The organism is Rhodobacter capsulatus, from assembly GCF_052363185.1.
In the GTDB taxonomy this organism is placed as follows: domain Bacteria; phylum Pseudomonadota; class Alphaproteobacteria; order Rhodobacterales; family Rhodobacteraceae; genus Rhodobacter; species Rhodobacter capsulatus_E.
In genome coordinates, this window is the sequence record NZ_CP198955.1 from 2,237,753 (window position 1) to 2,257,738 (window position 19,986).

18 protein-coding genes and 2 pseudogenes are annotated in these 19,986 nt (G+C 67.1%); 7 read left to right on the forward strand and 13 right to left on the reverse strand.

Annotation, left to right across the window (positions count from 1 at the left end):
- Positions 1-18: 18 nt before the first annotated feature.
- The 5 genes and pseudogenes from ACTTAG_RS10970 to ACTTAG_RS10990 all read left to right on the forward strand — a co-directional run.
- Positions 19-2,439, forward strand: a complete 2,421-nt coding sequence (locus ACTTAG_RS10970) for a circularly permuted type 2 ATP-grasp protein (protein ID WP_444462365.1) — start codon at positions 19-21, stop codon at positions 2,437-2,439.
- 3 nt (positions 2,440-2,442) lie between these two features.
- On the forward strand, positions 2,443-3,327 hold the full coding sequence (locus tag ACTTAG_RS10975; RefSeq protein ID WP_444462366.1) for a transglutaminase family protein: 885 nt from the start codon (positions 2,443-2,445) through the stop codon (positions 3,325-3,327).
- The gene (locus tag ACTTAG_RS10980) at positions 3,324-4,043 is read left to right on the forward strand and encodes a 5-oxoprolinase subunit B family protein (RefSeq protein ID WP_444462367.1); all 720 of its coding nucleotides are present in this window, start codon (positions 3,324-3,326) and stop codon (positions 4,041-4,043) included. Before ACTTAG_RS10975 ends, ACTTAG_RS10980 begins: the two co-directional genes overlap by 4 nt.
- Positions 4,040-5,053 carry a biotin-dependent carboxyltransferase family protein gene (locus tag ACTTAG_RS10985; protein WP_444462368.1) on the forward strand — a complete coding sequence of 338 codons (1,014 nt, stop codon included), beginning with the start codon at positions 4,040-4,042 and terminating at the stop codon, positions 5,051-5,053. The genes ACTTAG_RS10980 and ACTTAG_RS10985 overlap by 4 nt, the downstream gene beginning before the upstream one ends.
- Positions 5,054-5,073: 20 nt before the next feature.
- Positions 5,074-5,709: pseudogene (locus tag ACTTAG_RS10990) on the forward strand (5-oxoprolinase subunit PxpA); the annotation flags it as partial.
- Between the two features lie 66 nt (positions 5,710-5,775).
- Here ACTTAG_RS10990 and lpxB read toward each other — a convergent pair.
- The 13 genes and pseudogenes from lpxB to pyrH form a co-directional block, all read right to left on the reverse strand.
- Positions 5,776-6,929 (reverse strand): annotated as a pseudogene (gene lpxB / locus ACTTAG_RS10995) (lipid-A-disaccharide synthase).
- Positions 6,926-7,732 (reverse strand): LpxI family protein, encoded by an 807-nt coding sequence (locus ACTTAG_RS11000; protein ID WP_444462369.1) that lies wholly within the window; start codon positions 7,730-7,732, stop codon positions 6,926-6,928. Before ACTTAG_RS11000 ends, lpxB begins: the two are co-directional and overlap by 4 nt.
- Positions 7,729-8,523, reverse strand: coding sequence for an acyl-ACP--UDP-N-acetylglucosamine O-acyltransferase (lpxA, locus tag ACTTAG_RS11005; protein WP_444462370.1), 795 nt, complete (start codon positions 8,521-8,523; stop codon positions 7,729-7,731). Before lpxA ends, ACTTAG_RS11000 begins: the two co-directional genes overlap by 4 nt.
- A 2-nt stretch (positions 8,524-8,525) precedes the next feature.
- Positions 8,526-8,987 carry a 3-hydroxyacyl-ACP dehydratase FabZ gene (gene fabZ / locus ACTTAG_RS11010; RefSeq protein ID WP_110803939.1) on the reverse strand — a complete coding sequence of 154 codons (462 nt, stop codon included), beginning with the start codon at positions 8,985-8,987 and terminating at the stop codon, positions 8,526-8,528.
- 100 nt (positions 8,988-9,087) lie between these two features.
- A complete protein-coding gene (locus ACTTAG_RS11015) occupies positions 9,088-9,690 on the reverse strand; it encodes an OmpH family outer membrane protein (protein WP_444462371.1) in 603 nt (200 codons plus the stop codon).
- A 10-nt stretch (positions 9,691-9,700) separates the two neighbouring features.
- A complete protein-coding gene (gene bamA, locus ACTTAG_RS11020; protein WP_444462372.1) occupies positions 9,701-12,076 on the reverse strand; it encodes an outer membrane protein assembly factor BamA in 2,376 nt (791 codons plus the stop codon).
- Positions 12,077-12,197: 121 nt separating this feature from the next.
- Positions 12,198-12,371 (reverse strand): hypothetical protein, encoded by a 174-nt coding sequence (locus tag ACTTAG_RS11025; RefSeq protein WP_444462373.1) that lies wholly within the window; start codon positions 12,369-12,371, stop codon positions 12,198-12,200.
- A 99-nt stretch (positions 12,372-12,470) separates the two neighbouring features.
- Positions 12,471-13,811, reverse strand: coding sequence for an RIP metalloprotease RseP (gene rseP, locus ACTTAG_RS11030; protein ID WP_444462374.1), 1,341 nt, complete (start codon positions 13,809-13,811; stop codon positions 12,471-12,473).
- A 3-nt stretch (positions 13,812-13,814) separates the two neighbouring features.
- A complete protein-coding gene (dxr, locus tag ACTTAG_RS11035) occupies positions 13,815-14,987 on the reverse strand; it encodes a 1-deoxy-D-xylulose-5-phosphate reductoisomerase (RefSeq protein ID WP_444462375.1) in 1,173 nt (390 codons plus the stop codon).
- A gap of 3 nt (positions 14,988-14,990) precedes the next feature.
- Positions 14,991-15,785, reverse strand: coding sequence for a phosphatidate cytidylyltransferase (locus ACTTAG_RS11040; protein ID WP_444462376.1), 795 nt, complete (start codon positions 15,783-15,785; stop codon positions 14,991-14,993).
- A complete protein-coding gene (gene uppS, locus ACTTAG_RS11045) occupies positions 15,782-16,537 on the reverse strand; it encodes a polyprenyl diphosphate synthase (protein WP_444465236.1) in 756 nt (251 codons plus the stop codon). The genes ACTTAG_RS11040 and uppS overlap by 4 nt, the downstream gene beginning before the upstream one ends.
- A gap of 20 nt (positions 16,538-16,557) precedes the next feature.
- Positions 16,558-17,121: a ribosome recycling factor gene (gene frr, locus ACTTAG_RS11050; protein ID WP_444462377.1), complete on the reverse strand. Its 564-nt coding sequence runs from the start codon at positions 17,119-17,121 to the stop codon at positions 16,558-16,560.
- A 105-nt stretch (positions 17,122-17,226) separates the two neighbouring features.
- A complete protein-coding gene (gene pyrH, locus ACTTAG_RS11055) occupies positions 17,227-17,958 on the reverse strand; it encodes a UMP kinase (protein ID WP_444462378.1) in 732 nt (243 codons plus the stop codon).
- 50 nt (positions 17,959-18,008) lie between these two features.
- Between pyrH and miaA the strand changes: the two genes are divergently transcribed.
- Both miaA and ACTTAG_RS11065 read left to right on the forward strand, forming a co-directional pair.
- Positions 18,009-18,944, forward strand: coding sequence for a tRNA (adenosine(37)-N6)-dimethylallyltransferase MiaA (gene miaA / locus ACTTAG_RS11060; protein WP_444465237.1), 936 nt, complete (start codon positions 18,009-18,011; stop codon positions 18,942-18,944).
- Positions 18,945-19,044: 100 nt separating this feature from the next.
- A complete protein-coding gene (locus tag ACTTAG_RS11065; protein WP_444462379.1) occupies positions 19,045-19,941 on the forward strand; it encodes a helix-turn-helix domain-containing protein in 897 nt (298 codons plus the stop codon).
- The last annotated feature ends 45 nt before the right edge of the window (positions 19,942-19,986 follow it).

The following is a 19,986-nucleotide window of genomic DNA, read 5'->3' on the forward strand; positions in this document are numbered from 1 at the left end:
CTCAAGCCCCGGTGCCCCATGACCCAGACGCCCCCGCCCCATCCCGCGAATGACCTTTTCGCCAGCTACCGGCTCTCGCCCGGGGTGGCGGATGAATTGTTCGATGCGGCAGGCCAGATGCGCCCGGTCTGGCGCCGCTTCGTCGAGCGCTTTGCGAAGCTTTCCCCCGCCGAGATCACCGCGCGCTTTGAACGGGCCGATCAATATCTGCGCGATGCCGGCGTCTTCTTCCGGCACTATTCGAATGACCCCTTGGCGGAACGGGAATGGCCGCTCTCGCATATTCCGGTCATCCTGCATGAAAGCGAATGGGAGACGATCTGCGCCGGGCTGACGCAACGCGCGGACCTTCTGGAAGCGGTGATGGCCGATCTTTACGGCCCCGGGCGGCTGGTCAGCGAAGGCCACCTGCCCGCGGAACTGATTGCGGGCTCGCGGCAATGGCTGCGCCCGATGGTCGGCATTCCCCCGCGCGGCGGCCATTTCCTGCATGTGCTGGCCTTTGAGATCGGCCGCGCCCCGGATGGGCGCTGGTTCGTGCTGGGGGATCGCACGCAGGCGCCCTCGGGCGCGGGCTTCGCGCTGGAAAACCGCATGGCCACGGGCCGCATCTTCCCCGAACGCTTCCCGCGCGCCCATATTCACCGTCTGGCGGGCTTCTTCGGTACCTTCCGCGCCGCGCTGGAGCGGCTGGCGCAATCGGGCGGACGCGAACGGGCGGCCGCGATCCTGACGCCGGGCCCCTCGAACGACACCTATTACGAGCACACCTATATCGCCCGCTATCTGGGCCTGATGCTGCTTGAAGGCGAGGATCTGCTGGTGCAGGACGGCCAGGCGATGGTCCGCACGATCGAGGGGCCGCAGCCGCTTGGCGTGCTGTGGCGGCGCATCGACGCGGCCTTTGCCGATCCGGTGGAACTGGATGCCACCAGCCAGATCGGCACCCCGGGTCTGGTCGAGGCGATCCGGGCGGGCAATCTGGCGCTGGTGAATGCGCTGGGCTCCGGCGTGATGGAGATGCGGGCGATGATGGCCTTTTTGCCGCGCATCTGCGAGGTTTTGCGTGGCCAGCCGCTGAAAATCCCCAATATCGCGACCTGGTGGTGTGGCGGGGCCACCGAACGCGCCTTCGTGCGCGACCATGCCGAGCGGATGATGATCGGCTCGGCCTATGCCTGCGATCTGCCCTTTGATCTGGGCGCGGCAACGGCGCTGGGCGGCACCTTGCGCGGCACGGCGCGGGCCTCGATTTCCGACTGGCTGGAGGCCGAGGGGCAGATGCTGGTGGGACAGGAGGCCGTGACGCTCTCCACCACCCCCGCCTGGGTCGACAGCGGCACCGGCGCGAACCGGATCGAGCCGCGCCCGATGACGGTGCGGGTCTTTGCCGCCCGCGATGCGCAGGGCAACTGGACCTTCATGAAGGGCGGCTATGCCCGCATCGGCCGCTCGGGCGACACGACCGCGCTGGCGATGCAGCGCGGCGGGGCGGTGGCCGATGTCTGGGTTGTGGCCGACCGCCCGGTGCGTCAGGAAAGCCTGCTGCCGCGGCCGGACAAGGGCGTGCGCCGGGCCAGTCCCGGCATCCTGCCCGCGCGTTCGGCCGACAATCTCTACTGGCTCGGCCGCTATGTCGAACGCACCGAAGACGCGATCCGGCTCATCCGCGCCTATCACCTGCGTCTGGCCGCCACCGACAATGCCGAAGACGCCCGGCTGCGGCTGTTGCGCAGCTTCCTTGGCGGTTACGGCATCACCACGACCCAGCCGGTGCCCGGTGCGCTGATCGACCGGATCGAGGCCGCCCGCGGCTGCGCCGCAAAGGTCCGCGACCGCTTTTCCACCGATGGCTGGGCGGCGCTGGCCGACCTTGCCCGCACCGCAAGATCCATGAGCCAGACCGCGAAACCGGGCGATGATGCCGCCCGGGCGATGTCCGTGCTGCTGCGCAAGATCACCGGCTTTTCCGGCCTTGTGCATGAAAACATGTATCGTTTTTCCGGCTGGACCTTCCTGTCCTTTGGCCGCGCGCTCGAACGCACCGATGCGCTCGCCGCCCTTCTGGCCACCTTTGCCGATGCCAAGGCACCCTCGGGCTGTCTCGATATCGCCATCGAGGTGGCCGACAGCGTGATCACCCACCAGCGCCGCTACCGCATGGAACGCTCGCGCGAGACGGTGGTGGATCTGCTGGCGCTGGATGGCGACAACCCGCGCTCGATCCTGTTTCAGATCGCGCGGATGCGGGCGCTCGCCGCCGATCTGCCGCATGCGCGCGAGAACGGGCGGCTGGCCGCACTGTCGCGCGCCATCGTGCCGGTCGAAAGCCTGCTTTCCGTCGCCGCGCCCGAGGAGATCACCACGCATCGGCTGATCACCCTGCGCGGAGAGGTGGCGCAGATGTCGAACCTCGTCACGCAAAGCTATCTGGGGTAGGTCATGCGCTACGAGATCAAACTGGCCATCGACTACGATTACGCCGCGCCCTCGGACCATCTGCGCAATCTGGCGCGGCTGCTTCCGCCCGACATTCCCGGCGCGCAGCGCGTGCTGACGCGGCGGCTGACGCTGGACCCGGCCCCGGATGAACGCCGCGAGGGGCTCGATTTCTTCGGCAATGCGGTGACCTCGGTGGTCTGGCACCGCCCCGTCGCCGATGTGCGCTTCGAGCTTTCCGCAAGGATCGAACGGCTGACCCCGCCCGCGCCGCTCGACCTCTCGCCCTCGCTTCTGGCGCTTGGCGCCGAGGTCGCGGCCGAGATGACGCTTGATCCGAAGGCCCCGCATCACTTCCTTGGCGCCTCGCCCCGCGTCGTGCCCTGCCCCGAGATCACCGCCTTTGCCCGCGCCGCGACCAATCGCACGATGACCGCCGCCACCGCCGTTGCCGCCGTCGGCCATGCGCTGCACAAGCACATGACCTTCGACGCCGAGGCGACGACGGTCGACACCCCCCCGCGCGAGGCCTTTGCGCGCGGCCGCGGCGTCTGTCAGGATTTCACCCATGTGATGATTGCGGGGCTGCGCGGCATCGGCATTCCTGCGGGCTATGTCTCTGGTTTCCTGCGCACTTTTCCGCCGCCGGGGCAACCGCGGCTGGAAGGCGCGGATGCGATGCACGCCTGGGTGCGGGCCTGGGTCGGGCGCGAAATGGGCTGGATCGAGTTCGATCCGACGAATGATCAGGCCGCCGGGGTGGATTTCGTCACCGTCGCGATCGGGCGCGATTACGACGATGTGGCGCCGATCCGCGGCGCGCTGCGCTCGGCCGGGCGGGCCGAAACGCGGCAGGCGGTCGACGTGCTGGCGCTGGATGCCGAATGACTTGCCCCGAGATCCTGCCGCTTGGCCTGGACGGCGTGCTGGTGCGCTTTGCCACCACCTGGTCGGAGGCTGCGAATACCGCGGCGCAGCGGCTTGCGGCGGCGCTTTCGGCCGATCCGCTGCCCGGGCAGACCGAGGTTGCACCGGGTCTGGGCTCGGTCCTGCTGCGTTTTGATCGGCTGGAAACGACGCGCGCGGCGATCATCGGCAGCTTGCGCGACCGGCTCGACCATGCGGCCCCCGTGGACACTGCGGCGCAGCATTGGCTCGTGCCCGCCTGTTTCGGCGGCGCTTGGGGGACCGATCTGGCCGAAGCCGCGGCCCTGGCTGGTCGCAGCGAAAGCGCCCTGATTTCAGAGCTTTGCGCCACAGATCTGCGGGTTCTGGCGCTGGGTTTCGCGCCCGGCCAGCCCTACCTTGGCACCCTGCCCGCGCATTGGCAGATGCCCCGCCTGCCCGCGCTGACGCCGCGGGTCGCGGCGGGGACGATCACCACCGCGCTGCGGCAGATCGTGCTGTTCGCCGCCCCCTCGCCCACCGGCTGGCGGGCGCTTGGCCGCACCGCCTTTCGCCCTTTTGCGGCCTTGGCCGCGGAGCCGTTCCTGCTGCGCCCGGGCGATTTTCTGCGCTTCACCCCGACAAGTGCCGAAAACATCGCCGAACTGATCGCAAAAGGCGATCCTTTGGGGGGTGCAATTCGGAGTTTTCCGAAATGACGGGATATCTGGAAGTGATTTCTGCCGGTCCCGGAATTTCCGTGCAGGATCTGGGGCGGCCGGGCTTTACAGCCCTTGGGCTTTCAACCGGAGGCGCCGCGGACCGCCGCGCGCTGTGGGAAGCGGCCGCGCTTTTCGGCCAATCCCACCCGCAAGCCGCGCTGGAACTGCCGCTGACGGGCGGGCGGTTTCGCGTCACCGCCCACACCCGGATCGCGCTGACCGGTGCGCCGATGCAGGCGAGCCGCGATGGCAAGCCCTTGATCTGGAATGCCTCCCATCCGCTCGCGCCCGGCGAACTGCTGGATCTGCGCCCCGGCGAGAGCGGCGTTTACGGCTATCTGTCGCTCGCGGGTGGGCTTTTGACGCCCGAAACGCTCGGCGCCCGCGCCACCCTTGCCGCGGCGGGGCTGGGCACGCCGGTTCACGCGGGCCTGCGCCTGCCCTTTGGCGCCGATCCGACCCCCGATGCCGCGCCGCAGCGCCTGCCCCCCGACGACCGTTTCACCGGCGGCGCGCTGCGGGTGATCGCGGGGCCGCAGACCGCGCTTTTCGACGCCGAGACGCGGGCCCGCGTCTTTGCGACCCGCTTTCAGGCCGGTCCGGCCAGCCGTCAGGGGCTGGCGCTGCTGCAAGACGGCGCCGCCTTTGGCACCGAAACCGCGGGGTTGCTCTCGGATTTCATCGGCCCGGGCGACATCCAGATGACCGGGACGGGACAAGTGGTTGTGTTGCTGGCCGATTGCCAGACCATCGGTGGCTATCCCCGCCTTGGAACGGTGATCCCGCTTGATCTGCCGCGCGCCGCGCAGGCCGGCCCCGGAACCGCCCTGAGGCTGGTTGAAATCCCGCTGGACGTGGCAGAGACCGCCTCGCCGCCCGAGGCGCTGTGGCTCGCGCAGATCCGCCGTCTGCTTCGCCCGCTGACCCGCGATCCGCGCGACATTCCCGATCTTTTGGCCTATCAACTGATCTCGGGCATGATCCGCGGCGACGAGGAAGACGCATGAAACTTGATCTCAATTCCGACATGGGCGAAGGCGCGGGCGCGGATGCGGCGCTGCTTGAGGTTGTGACCTCGGCCAATATCTGCTGCGGGCTGCATGCGGGCGGGCCGCTGGAAATGGCCCGGGTGATGGCGCTGGCGGCCGAAAAGGGCGTCGGCATCGGCGTGCATCCGGGCTTTGATGACCGCGCGAATTTCGGCCGCACGCGGATGGTGCTTTCGAAACCCGAACTGGTCGATCTGATCGCGTATCAGACCGGGGCCATGGCCGCCGTGGCGCAGGCCAAGGTATTGAAATTGCGTCATTTCAAGCTGCACGGGGCGCTGTCCAACATCACCTCGGAAGATGCCGATCTGGCCCGCATCTGCTACGCGGCAGCACTTTCCGTCGTGCCAGATCTGAAGCTGATGGTGCTTTCGGCCACCGCGCAAGAGGCTGCGGCGCGGGATCTGAACGCCGATTGGGCAGGCGAGATTTTCGCCGACCGCGCTTACAATGACGATGCAACGCTGGTCGATCGGTCGCTTCCGGGCGCCGTTCTACACGACGCCGAGGAGGCCGCCGCGCGGATTCTGGCGATGCTGCGGGCGGGTGCGATCCTCTCCGCCAGCGGGCACCGCATCCCGGCGCGGATCGACACCGTCTGCCTGCATGGCGACACGCCGCAAGCCCTTGAAATGGCGAAATTGCTGCGCAGCAAATTGCAGGCCGAAGGGGGTCGTGCTTCAGCCCCTTTGAAGGAAGGCCAGAACCGAGCGCGCGGCGCGCAGGCCCGGGGGGCTGCGCCGCCCTCGCCCAGCCGCAGCATCGTCGTTTCCATTGCAGCAACCTGCGCCGCGCGCCGTTGCGGATCTTGCCACAAATCCTGCAGCGCCCGCGCCATCGGCCTTGCCCGACAGGCCGGGCCCAGAAATTCCGGCACGGCGCGGGTCTCGGAGACCAGATTGACCAGCGTCACCGTGTCGATCAGCATCGCGCGCTTCGTGATATGCCAGGTCAGCCAGTTCATCCGGTAGCCGATCACCATCGGCACCCGGTTCGCCGCCAGCTCCAGACTGACCGTGCCCGAGGCCGCCAGCGCCAGATTGGCCGTGGCAAAGGCCGCGCGTTTCTCGGCCGGGTCCGAAATCACATTCGGCACCTCGTCCCAATTGCAGGCCATCTTGCGCACCAAAGGCGCGACCCCGCGCACGGTGGGAATAAGCACGCGCAGGCCGGGCAAATCACGCCGCAGCGCAGCAACAGTGGCCGCAAAACGCGGCATCAGCCGCTTCACCTCGCCGCGCCGCGAGCCGGGCAGACAGAGCAGCACCGGCTGATCCGCCCCGATCATCAGCGTCTGGCGCAGCGCGGTGGCCTCGGCTTCGGTCGCGCGCGGCTCGGCCACGACCGGATGGCCGACGAAATCGCAACTCATCCCCGCGGCGGTCATATAGGGCGGCTCAAAGGGCAGCAGCGCCAGAACATGGTCGATCACCTCGGCCATCTTCGCCGCGCGCCCGGGCCGCCAGGCCCAGACCGAGGGGGCGACGTAATGCACGGTCTTTTGCGCCGGTCGCGCGGCTTTCACGATCCGCGCCACGCGCAGGCAGAAATCCGGGCTGTCGATGGTAATCAGCGCATCCGGCGCCGTCTCCAGCACCGCCTGAGCCGTCTCGGCAATGCGGCGCTTCAGCTGGCGATATTTCGGCAGCACTTCCAGAATGCCCATCACCGACAGCTCTTCCATCGGAAAAAGGCTTTTCAGGCCAAGGGCTTCCATCTGCGGCCCGCCGATGCCCGCGAAAGTCACACCGGGAACAAGGTCGATCAGCGCCGCCATCAGTGCCGCGCCAAGCTTGTCGCCAGAGGCTTCACCGGCGACGAGGAAGAGCTTCACGGAGAGCGCCCCCAAAGGAAGATCCCCGCCGCTTCGGCCGCCGCAAGCGTCGCGGCGCGGTCCAGAAGCAGCACCCCGCCCGCTTCGAAAACGATGCCGCAAAGACCGGCGGCGGCGACCTTGGCCACCGTCTGGGGCCCCAGCGCGGGCAGGTCGATGCGCCGATCCTGACCGGGTTTCGGCGCCTTGAAGAAGACGCCCGCCTTCGGCAGCGGCACCAGCCCGCGATGGGCGGCGACGAAATCCAGCAGCGCATCGGTGCCCGGAAGCGCCTCGACGCCGAGGCAAAGCCCGCGCGCGACAACCGCCCCCTGCCCGACATCGACCGCGCCCAAGGCCGCGACGATCTCCGCTGCACGCGCAGCATCGAGCTGGTCCTGATCGCCGACCGTGCCGCACAAAAGCCCGTCGCCGGGGACAAGATCCGGGGCGATGGCGTCGGCGCCGATCACCTCGAACTCCCATTCCTCGAAAAGCGCGATCACCGCGCGCAGCGTCGCATCATCGCCCGCCTGCATCGCACCGACGAGCCGCGGCACCAGCGACGCCGTGCGGGCGTCGAAGAGTTCGGGCTCCAGCTTCGGCCGTTGCATCGCGCCGGCAAAACAGACGCGCTTGATGCCGCGATCCGCCAAAGTGTCGAGGAACGGCACCAGCCGCTCGATGCGGAAGGGCAGCACCGATCCCCCCGGCGCGGGCTGGCCTTCGAGCGCGCAAACGAGCATCCCGGGCGCGGCCTGAACCAGAAGCCCCGGCAAAGCGCCGCCGCCCGCGATCAGCGCGGTTTCAGATCCCACGCTCATCGTGGCGTCAGGAAACTGCGGTCCGAGGGACCGAGAATGAAATCAAGCACTTCGCGGACATGGGCGCTGTCGGTCCCCTCTTCCGAGAGTTTGCGGGCCTGTTCGCGGAAGTTGCCTTCGCCAAGCGCCATGTAAAGTTCGCGCAATGCTGAAATTTCCGAACGTTCCACACCGCGGCGTTTCAGCCCGACAAGGTTCAGCCCCTCAAGCCCGGCGCGCGGCCCCGCCACCAGCGCATGCGGGATCACATCCGAGGCCACCATGGACAAGGCGCCGATGATCGCGCCATGCCCGATGCGCACCCATTGATGCACGCCCGACAGCCCGCCGACGATCACATCATCTTCAATGACGCAATGGCCCGCGATGGCGACCGAATTCACCAAAATGACCCGGTTGCCGATCTGCACATCATGGGCGACGTGACAATTCGCCATGAACAGACCATCGTCACCGACCCGGGTCACGCCGCCGCCGCCCTCGGTGCCGCAGTTCATCGTCACATATTCGCGGATGCGGTTGCGCGCGCCGATCACCAGCCGGGTCTTTTCGCCCCGGAATTTTAGATCCTGCGGGATCTGACCAAGCGAGGCAAAGGGAAAGACCACGGTGCCCGCGCCGATCTCGGTCGCGCCCGCGATCACCACATGGCTTTTCAGCTCCACCCCCTCGGCCAGCACCACCTCGGGGCCGATGTGGCAAAAGGGACCGATCACGCAGCCCGGGCCGATCACCGCCCCCGGCTCGATCACCGAGGAGGCATGCAGGCGGGCCGTTGCGTCAACGCCCATGGTCAGCCCTTCAGATCCATCATCGCGGTGAATTCGGCGGTCGCGGCCAGTTGCCCCTCGACAAAGGATTCGCCCAGGAATTTCCACACCTTGCCGCCGCCGCGCTTGACCGTGACCTTCATTTCCAGCACGTCGCCCGGCACCACCTTGCGGCGGAACTTGCAGGCGTCTATCGCCATGAAATAGGTGCCCAAGGGCTTGTCGATCACATTCATCGAAATGCCCACGACCACCGCCGCGGTCTGCGCCATGGCTTCGACGATCATCACGCCCGGCATCACCGGTTCCTCGGGGAAATGGCCGGTGAATTGCGGTTCGTTGTTCGTCACGCATTTGATCCCGGTCGCGCTTTCAAAGGGCACGATGTCGCGCACCTTGTCGATCATCAGGAAAGGATAGCGGTGCGGGATGATCCGCTTGATCAGGCTCAGATCGGCGCTGGTATAGGGGGCGGGTTCGGTCATCTTCGATCCTTCCAAAACGGGCCATGCTGCGGGAACGGCGGCCTTTGGCCGTTGCTACCCTTGCCGCGCCCGCTTGGCAAGGACGGGGCCGCCCGGGCGGCTATTCGCCGCCGCCGTCCTGATCTTGCGGCCCCGGCCCGGCGCCCAGCCGCGCATCCATCAGCCGCGCCAGATCCTCGGTGATGTCGGCCGCATCCAGACCGCGGATGATCGCGCGCCGGTCGAGCACCATCACCGCGCCGCGGCTGGCCAGAACCTCGTCGATCAGCGGCCCCGAGGCCAGATAAAAGGCCTGCCGCGCCGCATCATAGCTTTGCGTCAGCGCCTGCGCCTTGGCCTTCTGCGCCGAGCGGATCCCCGTCGCGCGCTGGTCAAAGGCCGTGGCCTCGGCGCGGAAGACCTCGGGCGTCAGCTTGGCCCGACGCTCGGTCAGGCTCTTTTCCTCGGCGATCAGGTCTTCGGCGATCCGGGTGTTTTCGGTGTTCAGCGCGGCAGACTCGCGCGCCATATCGGCGCTGATGCGCTGCCCCCAGAGGGTTTCGGCAAAGAGCCGTTCGAAATCAAGCGTCAGGACCGGCACCGCGGGCGGGGCCTCCTGCGCCGAAGCGGGCGGCGCTGCCAGCATCAGGCCAAGCGCCAGAAGGCAGAGGCGCAAAAGGCCGGGGATCCCCCCCGGCCCGGCGTTTCGCAGGCGGCGCGCCATCCGCATCGGCTCAGAACTTCGTCGCGATGGTCAGATCGAAGTTCTGCTCCTCGTCGTAATCTTCCTTTTTCAGCGCCGTCATGAAGTTCAGCCGCAGCGGCCCAAGCGCGGAATCCCAGAACACCGAGAAACCGACCGAGGAGCGCAGGTTCATGTCGTCATCAACAGTGCCACCGTTGGCGCCGCGGGTGTCGTCAAGCCCCCAGACCGAGCCGGTATCCCAGAACAGACCGCCATGGATGCCGTATTCCTCGGGCAGGCCCAGCGGGAATTCGGTTTCCAGACGCAGCGCAGCGTAATACTTGCCGCCAAGGGCGTCTTCGTTGCCAGCCAGGGTATCGCGCGGGCCGTAGCCATTCCCCTCGAAGCCGCGGACCTTGTTGTTGCCCGAGAAGCGGTCAAGGATCGTCAGGCTGGTGTCGCCCCGCGCCGCGATCGCCCCGCCTTCCAGCTCGGCGCGCAGCGTGACGTCTTCGTTCCAGACCTTGCGTTCGGCGCGCATAAGCGCCGTGGTCTTCAGCGCCTCGACATCGCCGCCCAGACCGTAAAGATCCTGGCTGAAGCGGAAGGTGAAGCCGGTGCGCGGGTCGATGCCGGTGCGGCGGGTGTCCAAGGTGTAGGTATAGCCCGGGCCCATGCTGGTGCGGGTGCCTTCCTCGCGAACGAGGATCGGTGAAGACCAGTCACTCGCAGTGGCCCCGCCGGCCGCAATGGCCTCCGCGCGCGACGTGACATTGGACAATTCATTGCGCATGAAAGTATAGCGCGCCTCCAGCCGCGCATTGCGCGCGAGCGGGAATTCAAGCGAGGGCGAAATCCCCATCATCTTGGTGTTGTAATCGGAATTGTCACTTTCCGAGGTGTTGTACCAGATGTGGAAGCGCCCCTTCAGATCGCGGCCCAGCAGATGCGGCTCGATGAAGTCGATCGAGTTCTGCTGGTTGTCCGAGGTGGTGCCGATCGAAATCCCCAGATATTGCCCGCGGCCCAGGAAGTTCGATTCTTCAAGCGAGGCGTTCAGCCCGAACCCGGCCGAGGCGCCATAGCTCGCGCCGAAGGACAGCGAGCCGGTCGGCTGTTCCTCGACATCGACGCCGACGATCACCTGATCGGGGCCGGTGCCCTGTTTCGTGCCGACATCGGCCTTGGAGAAGAAGCCAAGCGCGCGGATGCGTTCGGCGGCATTCTTGATTTCGCGCGGGTTGAAGGGGTCGCCTTCGACCGTGTTGAACTCGCGCCGGACGACGCTGTCAAGCGTGGTCGTGTTGCCCTCGATGTCGATGCGTTCGACAAAAAGCCGCTCGCCCCGCACCAGCGCGAATTCGATGTTCAGCGTCTGCGTGCGCGGATCGCGGGTGATGCGCGGATCGACGCGGACGAAATTGACGCCCTTGCGCAGCGCCACTTCCTCCATCCGGGTCACGGCATAATCGACATCGGCGGGCGAATAGACCCGGCCCGAGCGGATCTTCGCCAGCGCCTCGAACTCCCTGACGTCCAGTTCGGGGATTTCCGACACGGTGGTGATCTGGCCGAACTTGTATTGCTGACCTTCGCGGATGTTGAAGGTCATGAAGAAACCTTCGCGGTCGCGGGTCATTTCCGAGGACACGCCGGTCACTTCCACATCGGGGTAGCCGCGCGAATGGTAGAAGTCGATCAGCATCTGCCGGTCAAGCTGGACGCGCTCGGGCACGAAGGTGTCGCGCTGGATCAGCCGGTGCAGGATGCCCGCCTGTTTCGTGCCAAGCACGTCGCGCAGACGCCGGTCCGAGAAGGAGCGGTTGCCGGTGAAGGTGATGCGGTTGACCTCGGAGGGCGAACCCTCCTTGATCTCGAAGACGACATCGACGCGGTTGCCGTCGCGCTTGATCACCTTGGGATCGACGCGGGCGGCCAGACGGCCCGAGGTGGCATAGCCCTCGGCCAACGCCGCGGCATCGGCCTCCAGCGTCGCGGGAGAGAACACCTTGCGCGGCTGGGTCTTGACGATCTCGGCCAGTTTCTCGTCCTTGAGGATCTTGTTGCCCTCGAAATCGACGACGTTGACGGTCGGATATTCCTTGACCCGGATCACCAGCGTTCCGCCCTGCGGCACCAGTTCGACGGTCTCAAAGAGGCCCGAGTTCTGCAGCCGCTGGAAGGCGTCGTTGAGCCCGCCGGCGCTGACCCGGGCGCCCTTGGCGATTCCGGCATAGCTGAGGATCGTGGCCGGTTCGACCCGGTCATTGCCCTCGATCTTCACGCTTTGAAAGGCGTAGTCCTGCGCCAGCACGGGCGCGGCCACAAAGGCGCAAGGTATTGCAAGGGCAAGGAAAGTGCTGGTCGCGAGCGTGCCCAGACGGGTTTTCGCCGTGCTCTTGGCAAGTTGCAGCCGGATCGTCATCGCACTCTCCCCGTCAGGTCGCTTTGCGCAGTTCTCTGACGTGACTAGCGAGAAAGACCGCCCTTGTCAAAGCGACTGAACGCGTTCGGGCAGAAGGAAAGCGCGAGATATGGTAGATCGGTCAGAGCGTGTAAGGCGCAGCATCGACCGGGGCCAGCAGCGCCGAAACCTCGACCCCGATCACCACCGCCCCCGCCAGCGCCACGAAAAGCGCCACCGGCACCAGAATGCGATCGGCTGCAAGGTCGAAAACGAGCGAAAAGCTCCGGTATCCTTCGGTCAGAATCGCTTGCATGATCGGGTCTCCTCGTCCTTGCGGGACAAGGTTACGCGTTCATTGCGGCCGAATTTGGGCCGATTGCGGCGCTTTTGCGAAAAACCCGCGCGGCAGACCTCAGCAGACCAGATCGTTCCACAGGCCAAAGGCCATCAGCGACAGCACCAGCGCCAGCCCGACCGAGACCATCAGGCTCATCACCCGGTCCGACGGCGGCTTGCCGGTGACGCCTTCCCACAGGTGGAACATCAGATGGCCGCCATCCAGCACCGGGATCGGGAAGAGGTTCAGGAACCCCACCGCGGTCGAGAGCATGGCGATGAACCAGATGAAATCCGCCACCCCGGCCTTGGCCGCCGCGCCCGAGCCCTCGGCGATGCCGATGGCGCCGCGCAGGTTGCAGCTGGAAATCTTGCCCAGCACGATATGCTGGATCGCCGAGACCGAGGCGGTGATCGCCCCCCAGGTCTGTTTCGCCCCGCCCGCCAGCGCCTCGACCGGGCCGATATGGGCGGTCACCGGGGTAAAGCCCGTGCCCGCGATCAGGCCGATCTTGTAATCGCTGACAAAACTGCCATCGGGGCGCGGCATGTCGACGATCTTCGGCGTCAGCGTGACAGACAGCGTCTGCCCGCCCGGGCCCTCTGCCGCCGGACGCCACAGATCGAGCGTCAGGGGCGCGCCCTTGCCCGCCGTCACCGTCTTCACCAGATCGTCAAAGCGCCAGATCGGCTGGCCGTCGATCGCGGTGATCACATCGCCCGCCCGGATGCCCGCCGCATCGGCGGCCGATTGCGGCAGCACCTGTGCGGCCCGCGGCGGCGCCAGTTGCGGCCCCTCGATCACCATGTCGGTGCCCTCGCGCAGCACCCGGTAGCTGAGGAAGGGCTGTTCCGGCGTCACCACGTCGCGCAGCCCCGCGTAATCGGGCAGCGCCACGCCTTCGATGGCCAGAAGCCGGTCGCCCGGCCGCAGATCGCCCGAACCGCCGGGCAGCGCCACCAGTTCCGCCACCTGCGGCGGCACGGCGGGCTTGCCCTCCCAGGCCATCGCCCCGGCAAAGACCAGGATCGACAGGATGAAGTTGAAGACCGGCCCCGCCGCAACCGTCGCCGCCCGCGCCCAAAGGGGCGCGCCATGCATGGAATGGCGGCGTTCCTCGGCGTTCAGACGGGCCATGGTTTCCTCGTCCACCCCGGCCGAGGTGGCGTTGGCATCGCCCAGAAACTTGACGTAACCCCCAAGCGGGAAAAGGGAAATCTTCCAGACCGTGCCATGCTTGTCGACCCGGCTGATCAGCTTTGGCCCAAAGCCGATCGAGAAAGCCTCGGCCTTGATGCCGCACAGCCGCCCCACGATGTAATGGCCGTATTCATGCACCGTCACGATGATCGAAAGGGCCACGACAAAGGCCAGCGCAGTCTGGATCAGCGAAACGAAGTCGGGAAGGAAGTCCAAAGGTCAGGTCCTTACTGTCGGCACAAGGCTGCGCGCAAGCGCCCGCGCGGTGGCATCGGTGTCCATCACCATATCGAGGCTCTCGAGCGGTTTTCCAAGACCATGCCGCGCGGTCATTTCCGAAAGCACGGCTTCGACCAGACGGCTCATCGCCAGAAAGCCGATCTCCTCGCCGATGAAGGCGTCAAGCGCGGCTTCCTTGGCGGCGTTGAAGGCCGCCCCCGCGGTGCCGCCCATCGCCATCACCTCGCGCGCCAGACGCAGCGCCGGGAAGCGGTCCTCGTCGGGCGCCCGGAAGGTCAGCGCACCGATCTTCGCCAGATCAAGCCGCGCCACCGGCAGCTCGGCCCGTTCGGGCCAGTTCAGCGCATAGCCGATGGCATGGCGCATGTCGGGCGCGCCCAGATGCGCCATCAGCGCGCCATCCTTGAAGCCGACCAGCGCGTGCACAAGGCTCTCGGGGTGCACCAGAACCTCGATCTGCTCCGGCCGCACACCGAAATATTCCCTGGTTTCAATCAGTTCCAAGGCCTTGTTGAACATCGAGGCGCTGTCGATAGTGATCCGTTGCCCCATCGCCCAGTTCGGATGGGTCGAGGCCTGCGCCACCGTCGCATGGGCCAGCTTCTCGATCGGCCAATCACGGAACGCCCCGCCCGAGGCGGTGATGATGACGCGTTCGACCGCCGCCATCTCTTCGCCCACCAGCGCCTGAAAGACCGCCGAATGCTCGCTGTCGACCGGCAGCAGGCGGGCGTTGTGTCTCGCCGCCTCGGCCAGAAGCAGCGGCCCGGCGGTGACGAGCGATTCCTTGTTCGCCAGCGCCAGCGTCGTGCCCTGGCTCAGCGCGGCAAAGCCCGGCGCCAGACCCGCGGCACCGACGATGGCCGACATGATCCAGTCGGCCGGACGCAAGGCCGCCTCGATCAGCGCCTCTTTCCCGGCGGTCGCCTCGATCCCGGTTCCGGCCAAAGCCTCGCGCAGCGCCGGCAGGCAGTCTTCATGCGCTGTCACCGCAACCTCGGCCCGGAAGGCCCGCGCCTGTTCGGCCAGAAGCTTGATGTTGCGCCCGCCAGACAGGGCCACCACCTGAAAGGCCTCGGGGCGGCGGGCGATCAGGTCAAGCGTATTGACCCCGATCGAGCCGGTGGACCCGAAAACCGTAATGCGTCGCATGACTTAGCCTCCGAAAAGCGTTTGCGGCATCAAGGGCACGAGCAAAAGCACCACCAGAGCCGCGCCGATCAGCGCGTCGAACCGGTCCAGCACTCCGCCGTGACCGGGGATCAGGGCCGAGGAATCTTTCACCCCCATCCGCCGCTTGATCGCGCTTTCCGCGATGTCGCCCATCTGCCCGGCAAGCGCCACAATCGGCGAAAGCCAGACAAGCGCAAGCCCGCCCGCGCCCGCTGCGGCGAAAAGCCCGCCCACCGCCGCCGCGCCGAACCAGCCCGCCACCGTGCCCGACCAGGTCTTCTTCGGCGAGACCCGCGGCCAGAATTTCGGCCCGCCCAGGGCCCGGCCAACGAAATAGCCGCCCACATCCGAGGCGACGACGACGCAGACCAGCCACAGGATCACCCCCGGCCCGACCCCCAGACGCAGCGCGACCAGCGCATAGCCCGCCAGCAGGATCAAGATCGCATAGGCGGCGAAAATCGTCCGGTCGCGGCGCGGCGTGGCAAAGCTGCCCAGTGCCGCGGGCAGGATCAGAAGCGGCATCAGCTGCCACAGATGCAGCCAGACCACCGCGAAAAGCGCCCCCGCCGCCACCAGCCCCAGCGCAGCCGCGGGCCAGGACGCCCCCCCCTCGGGGCGGGTCATCATCGCCAGTTCCCAGATCATCAGCCCGGTGACGAGCACCGCCAGCGCGATGAAGGGCAGCCCCCCCAGCCAGATCGCCAGCGCCCCCGCCGCCACCATCGTCAGCCCCGATGCCGTGCGCGCGCGCAGATCCGACCAGTTGCCGCTCATCCCTTCACCCCGCCGAAACGCCGCTCGCGGCTGGAAAATTGCGCAAGGATCGCCGCCAGCGCCGCCGGGTTGAAATCCGGCCAAAGCGTCGGCGTGAAGTCATATTCCGCATAGGCCGCCTGCCAGGGCAGGAAATTCGACGTCCGCGTCTCGCCCGAGGTGCGGATCACCAGATCCGGATCGGGGATCGCCGCGGTGTCAAGATGGCCCGCAAAGACCGCCTCGGTGATCGCTTCGGGGGCCAGCCGCCCGGCCGCCACCTCCTGCGCGATCGACACCGCCGCCCGGCGCAATTCATCACGCCCGCCGTAGTTGATCGCCACGGTCAGGTTCAGCCGCGCATTCATCGCCGTGCGCGCCTCGATCCCGTCCATCAGCCCGCGCAGCTTGCCATCGAGCGGCCCGCGGTCGCCGATGAAGCGCATCCGCACCCCCTCGGCCGACATCGCATCGGCCTCGCGCTGGATGTAGCGGGCGAAAAGCGCCATCAAACCAAGGACTTCCTCGGTCGAGCGCTTCCAGTTCTCGGTCGAAAAGGCATAGATGGTCAGCCATTTCACCCCCAGATCGGGGCAGGCGCGGACGATCTCCTTGACCCGTTCCGCGCCCTTTCTGTGACCGACCAGCCGCGGCCAGCCGCGCTGCTTGGCCCAGCGGCCATTGCCATCCATGATGATCGCGACATGCGGCACACCGTAATCGGTCACGCCACCACCGCCAGAGGGCGCGGGTCGGGGCTCGGTCGCGGTCATCATCAGCCTTTCCGCACGTCTCAGACGTGCATGATTTCCGCCTGCTTGGCTTCAAGCGCCTTGTCGACCAGACCGATGTGCTTTTTCGTCAGCTCTTCGATCTCGCCTTCCCAGAACTTCACGTCGTCTTCCGACATGCCGTTCCCCTTCGCCTTCTTGATCTGGTCCATGCCGTCGCGGCGCACGTTGCGGATGGCGACGCGGGCATGTTCGGCATATTGCGCGGCGACCTTGGTCAGCTCGCGGCGGCGTTCCTCGTTCAGCTCGGGGATCGGCAGCATGATGATCGGGCCGTTCGTCTGCGGGTTGATCCCCAGCCCCGAATCGCGAATGGCCTTTTCGACCTTGTTGATCATGCCCTTGTCCCAGACGTTCACGGTGACCATCCGCGGCTCGGGCACGTTGATGGTGCCGACCTGGTTGATCGGCACCAGCGAACCATAGGCATCGACCATGATCGGCTCGACCATCGAGGCCGAGGCGCGGCCCGTGCGCAGCGTGCCGAATTCATGCTTGAGCGCATGCATCGCGCCCTCCATGCGGCGTTCGAGGTCGTCGGTGTCGATTTCGAAGTCGTCGGACATGGGTTCCCCCGTTCTTTTCCGTTTTGGTCTTCATAACGGCGCAAGGGGCGCTTGGATAGAGGCCAAGCGCGCACACCCGTTCCGTTGCGTCACATCGGGCCGGTCTCAGCCCTGCACGCGGGTATAGGTGCCCTGCCCCGCCAGAATGGTGCGGAACCCGCCCGGCTCATCGAGCGAAAAGACGATGATCGGCAAGTTGTTGTCCCGCGCCAGCGCGATCGCCGAGGCATCCATGACGCCCAGATTTTTCTGCAGCACCTCGTCATAGCTGACGGTGTCGTAGCGCTTCGCATGGGCGTGTTTCTTCGGGTCCATGTCATAGACGCCATCGACCTTGGTGCCCTTGAAGATCGCCTCGCAGGACATTTCGTTGGCGCGCAGCGTCGCGGCCGTGTCGGTGGTGAAATAGGGGTTGCCGGTGCCCGCGGCAAAGATGCAGACGCGCTTTTTCTCCAGATGCCGCACGGCGCGGCGGCGGATGTAGGGTTCGCAGACCTGATCCATCGGAATCGCGCTGATCACCCGGGTAAAGACCCCCATCGATTCGAGCGCGCCCTGCATGGCCAGCGCATTCATCACCGTGGCCAGCATCCCCATGTAATCGGCCGTCGTGCGCTCCATCCCCTGCGCCGAGCCCGCAAGGCCGCGGAAGATGTTGCCGCCGCCGATCACCATGCAGATCTCCACGCCCAGATCGCGGACCGATTTGATCTCGCGGGCGATGCGCTCGACGGTCGGCGGGTGCAGGCCATAGCCCTGATCGCCCATCAGCGCCTCGCCCGAGATCTTCAGAAGCACGCGTTTGTATTTCACGATCGGTTCGTTGGCTTCGGTCATCGCGGCTCCTTGGCGGTCACTGGTTGTCATCGGGGCGCAAAATGTCGCAAATGGCGTCCGGGATCAACCTCCACCGCAGCTTCAGGATCACCGCCGTGTTCGACCTTGCCGCCCTGCCCGCTGACCGCCCGGTGCTGATCGCGGGGGCGACGGCCTCGGGCAAATCCGCTCTGGCGCTTGAAATCGCTGAAAAATCCGGCGGCGTGGTGGTGAATGCCGATGCGTTGCAGGTCTGGTCGTGCTGGCGCGTGCTCTCGGCCCGGCCTTCCGCGGACGAAGAAGCCCGCGCGCCCCATGCGCTTTACGGCCACCGCGCCCCGGGCGAGGAGTATTCCGTCGGCGCCTGGCTGCGCGAGATCGGCCCGATCCTTGCTGCCTTTCGCGCGGGCACCGGGCCGCGCCCGATCATCGTGGGCGGCACCGGACTTTATCTCTCCGCGCTGACCGAGGGGCTGGCCGAAATCCCCGCCACCCCGCCCGAGATTCGCGCGAGGGCCGACCAGCGCCGCGCGGCCGAAGGTTCTGCGGGGATGCTGGCCGAGCTGGACCCCGCCAGCGCCGCCCGCGTCGATCCGCGCAATCCGATGCGGGTGCAGCGGGCGTGGGAGGTGCTGCAGGCCACCGGCCGCGGTCTGGCCGCCTGGCAGCACGAGACGCCGCCGCCGCTGCTGCCGCTAGCCGAGGCGACGGCGCTTCTGCTCTCGCCCGAGCGCGACCTTCTGGCCGCCCGGATCGACCGCCGCTTCGAGACGATGCTTGAGTCGGGCGCGCTTGACGAAGTCCGCACCGTCCTGCCCCAGTGGGACGCTTCCGCGCTGTGGGCCAAGGCGATCGGCGCCCCCGAACTGGTCACGCATCTGCGCGGCGAGATCGACCTGGCCACCGCGACCGAGCGCGCCAAGGCCGCCTCGCGGCAATATGCGAAGCGCCAGCGCACATGGTTTCGTGGCCGGATGGGGGGCTGGCACAACATCCTGCGGGGCTGAAACCGGGCCGCGCCAATTTCGGCGCGCCCGTGTTTTTCGTTGGATTAACAAGGGCATCTTCCCTATTCTTGCGACGACCCCCGCTGCCCCGGAAGCTTTCGTGACCCTGTTCAAGACCCCTCCGCTTGCGCCCTTCGCCAAGACCATGCGACCGGGCGCCTCTGCCGCGTCGCTGGCGGCCAAGCCGCCGCGGCCGAAGTCGCTTTTGCCCGAGCCGCCCTCGGTGCCGCGGATCGTGCCGATCGCGCGGCTGGCGCAGGGCGGGCGCTGGCGGGTGGAGGCGATGCGGGCGCTGTCCGAACCCTGTTTCCTGTGGTTCACCCGTGGTCAGGGCCGCATCACCATGGGCGGCGTCACGCGCGGCTATGGCCCCTATACCGCCGCCTTCCTGCCCGCGGGGGTGATGCACGGCTTTGAAGTGTCGAGCCAGACCACCGGCATGGCGGTCTTTTTCGGGCAGAATTCCGATCTGACGCTGCCGCATGCGGCGCAATATCTGCGGGTGCGCGAACCCCCGGTGCAGGCGGAAATCTCGGGGCTGATTGAATCGGTGCTGCGCGAGCTGGAAAGCACCCGTCCCGGGGGGGATCGGGCGGCGCTGCATTATCTGGGCCTTTTGGGCGTGATCATCGAGCGTCAGGGCACCTCGCAGGCGGCCGAGCCGCGCGCCTCGGAAGCGGCGCGCAAGCTGGTCACCCGCTATGCCGCGGTTCTGGAACGCGATTTCCGCTCGGGTCTGGGCGTGGCCGAGTATGCCGCGCAGCTGGGCGTGACGGCCACCCATCTGACGCGGTCGTGCCGGGTCAGCTGCGGGCGCGCCGCCTCGGACCTGTTGCAGGACCGCCGCCTTTATGAGGCGCGGCGCCTGCTGAGCGAGACCGGAACCCCGGTGAAAGACATCGCCGCCGCACTGGGCTTCACCAGCCCCGCCTATTTCACCCGCGCCTTTCAGGCCAAGGTCGGCAAGACGCCCTCTGCCTTCCGCAAGGGCGGCTGAGCCGTCCCGCACCGCCCCTTGCGCCTGCTGCGGCTTCTCTTATCT